Below are 7097 nucleotides of genomic sequence, written 5' to 3'. Positions count from 1 at the left end.
GGTATTCTGTCTGATTTTCTCACCCTTCGGGCGAGCCGGGTGCACTCATCTGCCGCGTTATCAGAGCTTTGAGGTAAACCACTACATCTTCAGCTCTGATGCCTTGCATATGAGCGCACCCAACTCGTGAAATATCCGGGTTAGCCCGGATATTTCATGAGAAAACTGTTGATCCAGATCAATAACGAGTTAATACAGTTAGTTCCGTGGAGAAATATAGGCATTTCCAAAAATGCAAAATGTAATTCACCGTTTTCTGCTCGCTTTTCTCACCCTTCGGGCGAGCCGAGTGCACCCATCTTCCGCGTTATCAGAGCTTTGAGGTAAACCACTACATCTTCAACTCTGATGCCTTGAATATGGATGCACTCAACTCGTGAAATATCCGGGTTAGAAAAGAATTTTCGCGACAACTTCGATGCTCACCTCATCGCCGGTGAAGGTAAACTCCGCACCGTCGTCACCAAAGGTTGAGGAGAGGGAACACTCCAGGGTAAAATCATACAGGGGGGTGTATTTGAGTTGTGCCATGCCAATCCCGGATTTGTCCGTGTAATTTCCCAGACCGCTTAAGCAAAAAGTAAGGTCATTGATAAAAAATTCCTTATATTCGGCGAAGAACATTGCATAATAAACGGAGTGGTTGTGCATGGTGTACAGATCGTTGGCAAAGAGGGTCAGCACTTTGGCCGGGTCGTCAAAAATATTTTCAGAGTAGCCCGCATGGTTGTAGTACAGTTCCGATCCAAGGGTGATTCTGTCGTTGATATCCATGAAATCAAAGGACGTCATCAGCGCGAGGCTGTACCGCGGGACCCATCTGTCTTCGGTCTCCGTTACGGTGAAATCATTATTGGGCCGGAGGACGGTCTCTTTCGACGTGAGGCTGAGCTCGCCTAAGATGTCTATATTTTCCCATCGGGTGGAAATATCGAACCCGAAGATCGGGTCCACCCCCTTTTTTTTCCAGGAGGAGAGGGATATTTCTGTTTTATCCAGAAGAAATTCGAATTTTCCCGCATAGGCAAAATAATCGGTGTCTTCCTCGGTTCCCAGGTCTATGAAGCCATAAACATTATATTTTATTCCAAAGGGGACATGCGCCTTTAATCCGTAGGTTCCTTCCCGGTTGGCGTCCATATCGAGAAACCGTTTTTTTTCGATATTGATCAGATCGGTGGGGTTGAAAAAGAACCCCCGGCCCCATTGCAGGACCTGTTTTCCTCCCCGAAGAAATACTTTTTTATTGATGTTGGCATCAATGAAAATCTCTTTGAGGATCAGGTCTGTGTCTTTTTCCTCTTCTATTTCCAGGATTTTCTGGTTTTCGTCCCTTGCCAGGTGGTATTCGGAAAATCCGTAGGGATAGTAGATGGCGTCCAGATTCATGAAGCCCCGGACGTTGTCCACCAGCCGGATATCAAAAAGAAGATTCGCGGTCATGGTTGAGGTAAACCAGTCATCGTCTCCTATGTGATAGGTCTCTTTAAATTTATCAATATCTGCCTGATTCTGTTCACGAAAGCTTTCGGGTAACTGGCTAACATAATCAACGAAGATCGTCTTCAACGTGTAATCGCTTCGTTTGGTGGTGTATCTCGACTTGTTGTATAACGAACCGGAAAAGTTCACGGATCTGCCATTGATTATCGACATGACGGACTCGTTTTCGAGGTCATCTATTTGAATAATGAACCCGTCATTTGAAAAAAGATTGTCCATGTCAAGATCGTCACGGCTCAAACATGGGTTGGCAAACCCATGCAACATGAGAACGATAAGCAGATAAACTCTGAATTTCATGTCCACACCCCTTGGGTTTTTAGCAAGGCCATCAATTGCTGAGATTCTCTAAATATGGCTTTGTAAAAATGACGTCATCCAGGGGGGCTAAGGAAATCCCCGAAATATCGGCCACGGTTTTGTTCCCTTTTTCAAACTCATCGATATTCAACAGCTTGATCCAGAAGTAACGCCCTTTGATTTTAGTGTATTTAAGGTACAGACTCGTGAGCATATGGGTTCCAGAGACCGAAAAATATTCAATCTTTAAAGGCAAAAAATTATCCCGCCTGACCCACATGATTTGCTTTGGATAGGCAACGTCTTTTACTTTTGCATACAAAATAAACTTATACACAGGGATGTCTCCCAGCCTGTCCTTATAAATGAGATCTCGCCCATTTTTGGTTTTGTCGGACCGGTAAAGCTCCGTCAGCTTTTTCTTCTCAAAGGTCTCAAGCTTCATGTTGGTACCGGAGACGGATTCATCTCGGTTTACATGCTGAAAGGAGCGGGTGTTCCGGCGATAGACCCAGAAATTATCCCCCACCCGGAGGTAGCCGTTGCCTTTTTTGGTGGACGGGTAGGTGGCCACCAGAAGAAAGGAATCATCAGAGTCTCGTCGGTAGTAAACGAGCTCGTGTTTTTTTTTGCCTTGCCCTGCCTTTTCTTCAACCATGACCATTTTGGCCGAAAAATCATGGTCGACGGTCAGGCTTTCCTCGAGGCACTCGAGGATCTCTTGCACCTGGCCGGCCAGGGACCTCTCTGGTGCCAGTGAAAGGATGAAGAGGGCTATAAAAATAAGTCGAAGATGGGTCATTCTCTGCTCCTGAGATCTTTTGCTCATGGTGCTCAGCAAGGTGTTAAAACGAGGTTATTGGATTTATTCGTAGCAACTCAACGCTCCAGTGATGGACGTACCGACGGCTTTTTTTACAGGAAACCAGATAGTAAACACGGTTACGGCAACGGTTAGAATGATATTCACCAACCCTGTCGTCAGATCGGGTAAAAAGTGGAGGTGTCCGTTGTCGATCAACAGGCTGAAGAGGTTGTCCACCTGAAATGAGATCTTTGTGAGCAGGAACATGAGAAGAAGGGCACCGGCTGTTCCGGCTGCGGAGGCAAAGAGGGCCAGGAGTCCTGATTCGATCACAAAGAGACGGACCACATGTTTTTTTTGCATGCCAATACTGCGAATGGTACCGATCTCCCGGGTGCGTTCCCGCAGGGTCATACGAAGGGCATTCACCGTTCCGGTCAGGATGATCATAAAAAGGATGATGACGGTGATGATGCAGATCAGGTTGAGGGCGGATTCTATTTTTAGAACATCCTCAGCCGTTTCATTCATGCTCGTGATGTGCATGAGAGTGCCCGGGCCGCGGTGTTTGTTGATCTGCCTCAGCAGCTTTTTCCATTCCCTGCTGTCTGCAGGGCGTTTGAGGAGCATTTTGTCATAAGCAAGAGCCATCCGCAGAGGATCTCGGGTCGTCAGGTCGTTGACCTGATCATTGCCGGAGATGACGCGTGGGAGATCTTCGGAATAGATGGGATAAAAACCGGACACATTAAAGAACGCGACATCGGCATAGGCTCCGGAGGGCTCATCGATTACGCCGCGAATCGTAAAGACAGCGTCTGGGGCGTGTGGGCCGTCAAACTTTGTATGGTAGCTAAGGGTCAGGGTGCCGTTGACCTCTTCCTGGAGTGTGTCAGCAATCCCTTTGCCGATGATGACGGACATGGCATCTGCCGAAAACGTATCGGCCATGTCGGTTGGGAGATTGAACTCTTCTAAAAATAAGGGAGTGATCTCAGGCTGGGTCTGCAATCCTCCGGCCAGGGCCTGGGTTTGACCGTGGCGGCCGGTCAGGGTCAGGTTGAAAAAAACAGGTTTCGGTTTAAATGCCCGGTGAAGGCGATCCGCTTGAGCCACTGTCTCTTCGGGTTTGCGGATATGATTCAGGACAATATTGATGCGTGATGTTTCGTGGGGGCGATATCCGAGGAGAGATTTGAGGGTGTCCAGGGGGATAAATCCGGCCATGGTCATGAAAATATTTTCCGGTTTTACGATCGCGGCAACCGTCGCCCGAGTACTTTGAACCTGGCCGTATATCGTGGTCAGTTTCATATTGACCGTCTCCCCGGTTTTCACGTTCAACTCTTCCGCCTTGGGTGCATATAGAATGATGGGTGTGTCTGTTCTCTCTTCGGTGAAATCACGGATGTCACCTTCCGCCACGTTCAAGGAACGGAGAAAATCCCCATTGTGTTTTTCAATTCCGACCACCAGCATCAGGGCACCGCTGCCGTTTCCGATCGTTCGGGTCAATGTGGAGACGGATTCCCAACAATAATTCACATCGTCAAGGGTTTGGTGGATGGTTTCAAGCACCGCGTCTTTATCGCGTATGATGGCAATGGAGCGGTCGGACTTTTCCGTCGCATTCACCTGGATATGCCCAAAAACACTTGAAATAAACGAGTTGATGAGAATATCTGACAGCCCTTTCGTGTAGGACTGAGAGATAAAAAGAATCATGATACCAAAGGCGATGCCGGTGCCCAGCAGGAGGTTCCGGCGCTTCTGCCGGATAAGGTTTCTGAATGCGATACGAAAGATAAGTTTCATGATAGGCCTATCCGGGCTAATCCCGTGCCACGGCGTCAAGGGGTGATACTTTTTTTGCAAGATGCACCGGATAAAGAACAGCCATCAGGGTGACAACGGTGAGTTGAATAAAAACGTGTGTCATGCCGTTTAGATCCATGACCGGGCAGAATGTGTCTCCGCCGAAGGCTAAGCTCATCATTTCGTTGGAGGCCGCCAGGTCAAGACCCGATAGAAACAGGGTGAGGAGAGAGCCACTTATGAGGCCGAGGCTTCCGAAGAGACATGCCAAGAACAAGGTCTCGAGAATCAGCATTCTCGTGATAAATCGTTTTGGGGCTCCGATGGCTCTCATGGTGCCTATTTCCGGTGTTCGCTCCAGGGTATTCAGGGTCAGGGTGTTGATGATGATGATCACAGCCACAAAAAAGATAAAGAAGACAAAAATATTCAGTGCGATGCGGAAAAGAAGGGATATATCAGAGATATACCCGATTGCCTTTCTCCAGGAGACCGCCCTTGCATCCGTTCCGTTTGACTGGAAGCGGTTGTTCAGGTTGTGAAGGGTTGCTTCAAGTATTTGACCGTGATGCAATTTTACAAAGATAAGGTTGTAGGCATCGTGGGCTGTGGCGGTGATCATCCCGCCGGTATCCACCTCTTTTTTTAAAGCATCCGTCCCCAGATCGGTCTCAAGACCAGGCCCTTCAATGAGTGCCGTCTTCGAAAAATAGTGCATCAGGGATTCTTCTGTGGCATCCAGAATCTCACTGTTTTCTTTGGACACAGCGGTCTGGCTTTCGGCTCGGGTTACATAGTCAAAACACTCCCTGAAGGACTCCAGGTCAATCAGGTTGATCTCTTTGAAAAGGAGATTTAAAGCCTTGAACTCATAAATACCCTTTACGTGAGCAAATACGTCAAGGGCGCTGTTGTCATCTCCGATTCCCATTAAGACCAAGCTCGATGCGGTCTCAAGGGTGTCTATCTCAGATAAAGCGTCGGGAGGCATCTTGCTTCGATTAAGACCCGTGCCGAGAGGGAGAAGCCAGGTGTTTTCTGACTCATAAATTTTCTTTCGTTCATAGACGTTGACCAAAAGCCCTTTCTCGTCCGGGCCTAATCCGCTCCCTTCAAGAAGGCTCACACTGTTGTTGAACATTTTTCGGTAGTGTTGAAAGTCAACTCCCAGGAGCATGCTGAGCACCGGATGCTCGGCCGCTCTTTTCCGGGCACCGATATTCAGCACCATGACAAGCCCCTTGGTTGCCGGTAAAAAGGCACGGACGTTGCGGTCGTTTCTCAGGGCGGTCTCAACCTGGGGATAATGGCGAATGACCTTCATGGGTTTGGGGCTGAATAAAGCATCATCGTTTGTCTGCCGTGAGGACATAATGATGAGATGCCCGGTCCATTGATGGATGATGTTGGCTTCAAGCCCCTTTTCCATGCCTGAAATAATGCCGTTGCCCAAGGACATGACCAGGGCACCGGCAAAAAGAATGGCCCCGATGACCAGGCTGCGACCTTTGTGGCGTAAGAGATTCCTGAACGCAATTTTTATGAGCAGCCCCATCTCAGTAGCCCCTGCCATCGAGGCAGAGGGCGACGGGGGGCTCTGGATTGACCACCCTGCCGTCTCTGATGTTGACGATTCGATCCGCATATTTCAGTACCTCAGGATCGTGGGTGGAGAAGATAAAGGTGCTTTTTTCTCTCATATTGATGGCCTTCATGAGTGCCAATATAGAGTTTCCGGTTTCTGTATCCAGGTTGGCCGTGGGCTCATCCGCAAGAACAATCGCAGGGTTTGTGACAAGGGATCGGGCGATGGCCACGCGTTGACGCTGGCCTCCCGACAATTCAGCCGGTTTGTGTCGGACAAAGTCGGTTAAACCGACCTGTTCAATGAGAGCGTTGACCCGTGAGACGACGGCTTTTTTGGGCAAATGGTTCATCAGGAGCAGGGGGAACTCGATGTTTTCAAAGACATTCAAGACTGGAATGAGATTAAATGTCTGAAAAATAAACCCTATTTTTCGCAGCCTTAAATCCGTAAGTTCGTTGTCATTTAATCTCTTAATTTCAATTCCGTCTATTTTAACGCTCCCTTCAGAGGCCGCATCGATACAGCCGATGATATTCAGAAGCGTGGTTTTTCCGCTGCCCGAGGCTCCGACAACGGAAAGAAATTCTCCCTCCTCAACGGTGAAATTGACCCCTTTAAGAGCCTGAATCGTCGTTTTTCCAAGACGATAATTTTTTGTGACCTGTGTGATTTCAATTTGGCGCATGGGCTGTCTCTGTGGTCTTATTGTTTATGTGATGATTCTTTGAGTAAATATAATATATCTTTTTGAGGCATTATTTGAGAATTTTTAACTGGGCATTTCGCGGTTTTAAATTAACAGTAAAAAATAGTGCTTTACATCATCGAAAAGGAACTATACATATATGAATCGCTTTAAACAATGTTTATGTTGCGGACGGCGTTTTAGGCTCTCTGTAAATATGGCTGATCTATCGTGTAATCATCGATTATTCAGATAGATGCATCTTTTCTTCAGTCCCTGCTGTATCGGGTCTGTCGTTTGCTAAATAGATGAGGTATCTCTGGTTTTGACCTGGAAGTGGCTTTTTCCCGGGTGCATATCGCCATATCGCATGGGGTACGAAAGAGGAATTAAAGATCCTT

5 protein-coding genes are annotated in these 7097 nt (G+C 47.8%); all 5 read right to left on the bottom strand.

The features are described 5' to 3' along the window. Window positions 1-390: 390 nt before the first annotated feature. Entirely contained in the window at window positions 391-1803 is a 1413-nt protein-coding gene (locus tag Q1Q75_RS13185; RefSeq protein WP_300671399.1) for a hypothetical protein, read from the bottom strand. Between the two features lie 31 nt (window positions 1804-1834). Then, window positions 1835-2605, bottom strand: a complete 771-nt coding sequence (locus Q1Q75_RS13180) for an outer membrane lipoprotein-sorting protein (protein WP_300671397.1) — start codon at window positions 2603-2605, stop codon at window positions 1835-1837. A gap of 63 nt (window positions 2606-2668) precedes the next feature. Next, entirely contained in the window at window positions 2669-4423 is a 1755-nt protein-coding gene (locus tag Q1Q75_RS13175) for an ABC transporter permease (RefSeq protein ID WP_300671394.1), read from the bottom strand. 16 nt (window positions 4424-4439) lie between these two features. After that, window positions 4440-5978 carry an FtsX-like permease family protein gene (locus Q1Q75_RS13170; RefSeq protein WP_300671391.1) on the bottom strand — a complete coding sequence of 513 codons (1539 nt, stop codon included), beginning with the start codon at window positions 5976-5978 and terminating at the stop codon, window positions 4440-4442. Window position 5979: 1 nt separating this feature from the next. After that, window positions 5980-6696, bottom strand: a complete 717-nt coding sequence (locus Q1Q75_RS13165; protein ID WP_300671388.1) for an ABC transporter ATP-binding protein — start codon at window positions 6694-6696, stop codon at window positions 5980-5982. Between the last annotated feature and the right edge of the window lie 401 nt (window positions 6697-7097).

Origin of the sequence: Desulfoluna sp., assembly GCF_030145185.1 — a bacterium.
Classification (GTDB): Bacteria; Desulfobacterota; Desulfobacteria; order Desulfobacterales; family Desulfolunaceae; genus Desulfoluna.
This window is presented reverse-complemented; position numbering and strand designations above follow the sequence as displayed.

Excerpts from the sequence above, each read along its gene's own strand:
- Q1Q75_RS13185 (WP_300671399.1), bottom strand. The coding sequence starts at position 1,803 with ATGAAATTCAGAGTTTATCTGCTTATCGTTCTCATGTTGCATGGGTTT.
- Q1Q75_RS13180 (WP_300671397.1), bottom strand. The coding sequence starts at position 2,605 with ATGACCCATCTTCGACTTATTTTTATAGCCCTCTTCATCCTTTCACTG.
- Q1Q75_RS13175 (WP_300671394.1), bottom strand. The coding sequence starts at position 4,423 with ATGAAACTTATCTTTCGTATCGCATTCAGAAACCTTATCCGGCAGAAG.
- Q1Q75_RS13170 (WP_300671391.1), bottom strand. The coding sequence starts at position 5,978 with ATGGGGCTGCTCATAAAAATTGCGTTCAGGAATCTCTTACGCCACAAA.
- Q1Q75_RS13165 (WP_300671388.1), bottom strand. The coding sequence starts at position 6,696 with ATGCGCCAAATTGAAATCACACAGGTCACAAAAAATTATCGTCTTGGA.